This window comes from Crenothrix polyspora (assembly GCF_900163755.1).
Lineage (GTDB): Bacteria > Pseudomonadota > Gammaproteobacteria > Methylococcales > Methylomonadaceae > Crenothrix > Crenothrix polyspora.
This window is the reverse complement of the sequence record NZ_FUKI01000076.1, coordinates 1-2,038: the sequence shown is the minus strand read 5'-3', so window position 1 is coordinate 2,038 and position 2,038 is coordinate 1. Positions and strand designations below refer to the sequence as shown.

Genomic DNA, 2,038 nt, shown 5'->3' with positions numbered 1-2,038 from the left:
TTCCGCCCGCAACGCCCTGCGGGCTTCGATGCTAAAATCCCTGGCTTCTTCCTCAACGGCATACAACTGGCCAATACGTTCCAGTGCCTCTTTTGCCATCGGGCTTTCAGTGGCCGTGTACAGGTCAAAAAACTTACGCCGGCCATGCGCCCAGCAGCCAAGCTCCGTACAGGGCACCGCCATGCGCTTGGCATTGAACGAGGCCTTGTAGCCGCTGTAGTCGTCAACCATCAGGTGGCCACGCCACGCCCCCAGGAAATCGCGGCAATTGACACCGCCCCGGCCTGCGCAAAAGTCAAAGACAATGATGCGTGGCCCAGGTTCCAGGTCATTGCTGCGGTAAGCCCACAAATAGGCCTTCTTGGTGCTGCCCCTCCCAGGGTCGAGTTGCGCCACCGGCGTCTCATCGGCATGCAGGGTGTTGCCCTGCAGCAGATGCCAAGCCAGCCGGTCGACCAAGGGTTGCAACGCCACCCCCACTTTCCCCACCCAGTTTGCCATCGTCGCACGCGACAACACCACCTGTTGGCGGGCGGCGATTTGCTCAATGCGGTACAAAGGCAGGTGGTCGGCAAATTTGTTGATGATGACCCAGACCAGCAAGCCCACGGTCGCCATGCCGCCATCAATCACCGCTGCCGGAATGGGGGCCGCCGTGACGGTTTCACACTCTGTGCAGGCGTATTGCGGGCGGATATGGCGCTCCACCGTGAACACGGCGGGCACCACATTCAGCTTTTCGGTGACGTCCTCACGGATTTTGACCAAAGCACGGCCGCAACGCCCGCATTGGCAAGCGTCGAGGTCATGGCGGATATCGATGCGCGGCAAATGGGCCGGGAAAGGTTGGCGGCCTGCACGGGGGCGCTTCGGCTTGGCCTTTGGGGCTGACTTGTCGGCCAGCTGTTCAAGCTCGGCCTCAACCGCCGCTTCGTCTTCATTGAGGGTGTCGGTGAACAGGTCCTGTTGCTGGTGGTCAAAGGCCTCGCTCTTGGCACCAAAGCGGATGCGGCGCAGATAGGCCAGTTCATAAGACAACGCCTCGATTTTGGCGTCCTTGTTTTTGATCTCGGCGGCATACTTTTCAATCGTGGCCGCGTCATTTTTCGCCTGTTCGAGCAACGCCTGGATGAGGCCCTCCAGTTGTTTTTTGGAGGCCGTTTCGAGGCTTGCCGATTCGGTTTCAGGTCGTAATTTCATGGTGTAAATTATACCACAAAAAACGCTGCAGGCCTTATATATAAAGGTTTTCAAGGGAATTAATTTTCCTTGAAATCCGGTGGTTTTAAACCTGCCACTGGGCATTGGGGACAGCTGACAAACGCTGCCAGTCAACCCCCCTTATCAACCAATGCCATTGCCCGGGGGTCAATGAAAAGCATGGGTCTGTCACTTTGGGCCAGATGAAACTGCCTTGGTGCAACCGACGCTGGCACAGCCATACCCCTGTGCCGTCCCAGACCAGCACTTTGATGCGGTTACCTGGGCGGTTGCGGAAGATGAAAGCATCGCCGGCACACGGGCTATGCCCTAATGCCTGTTGGACAACCATAGATAGGCCATCGATGCCACGGCGCATGTCCACAGGCTGGACAGCCAGCCAGATAGCGGTGGGAAAGGGTATCAGGCCAGGCATTGCAGGAGCTCGGCCAGCCATGAGGGGGACACGGTGCCGGGCAGTTCCAATGTCTGGCCGTTGGCCAGGTGCAGCCGCAAAGCCTCTGCTGGCAGGAGGCCTGCATCGGGTTTGATGGTGACAGGTATTAGGGCCGGTTGCCCTGATGGGTCGTTGGTCTGGTAGGTCCGGAACCAGCGTGAAAAAGATTTTGGCTGCAGGCTGTGTTTTTGGCAATAAGCCGCCTGCGTCAATCCGCTGGCTTGCCAGTTTTTACTGTGCTTGATGTGGTGTTTTTGGAGTGTCATCGGTTATCCTCGGAAAAACTCTGGAGGATATCAGGGCCGATAAAAAAATTTTAGATGGTTTTGCTACGCGCTTACGGTATTAGCGGGGCAACGGTTGCTGATTGCAGAGCAGCTA

Annotated in this window: 3 protein-coding genes; all 3 read right to left on the bottom strand. The window is 57.4% G+C overall.

Translation table 11 applies throughout. The features are described from left to right. Positions 1 to 1,200: IS66 family transposase (gene tnpC, locus CRENPOLYSF2_RS04325; protein WP_176371028.1), on the bottom strand; the 1,200-nt coding region annotated here is incomplete at its 3' end. 85 nt (positions 1,201 to 1,285) lie between these two features. Next, a complete protein-coding gene (gene tnpB / locus CRENPOLYSF2_RS04320) occupies positions 1,286 to 1,636 on the bottom strand; it encodes an IS66 family insertion sequence element accessory protein TnpB (protein WP_087142729.1) in 351 nt (116 codons plus the stop codon). After that, the gene (gene tnpA, locus CRENPOLYSF2_RS04315; protein ID WP_087142728.1) at positions 1,624 to 1,923 is read right to left on the bottom strand and encodes an IS66 family insertion sequence element accessory protein TnpA; all 300 of its coding nucleotides are present in this window, start codon (positions 1,921 to 1,923) and stop codon (positions 1,624 to 1,626) included. The genes tnpB and tnpA overlap by 13 nt, the downstream gene beginning before the upstream one ends. Positions 1,924 to 2,038: the final 115 nt, after the last annotated feature.

Bases quoted from the DNA above. Each gene is read 5' to 3' on its own strand.
- tnpA (WP_087142728.1), bottom strand. From the start codon at position 1,923: ATGACACTCCAAAAACACCACATCAAGCACAGTAAAAACTGGCAAGCC.
- tnpB (WP_087142729.1), bottom strand. From the start codon at position 1,636: ATGCCTGGCCTGATACCCTTTCCCACCGCTATCTGGCTGGCTGTCCAG.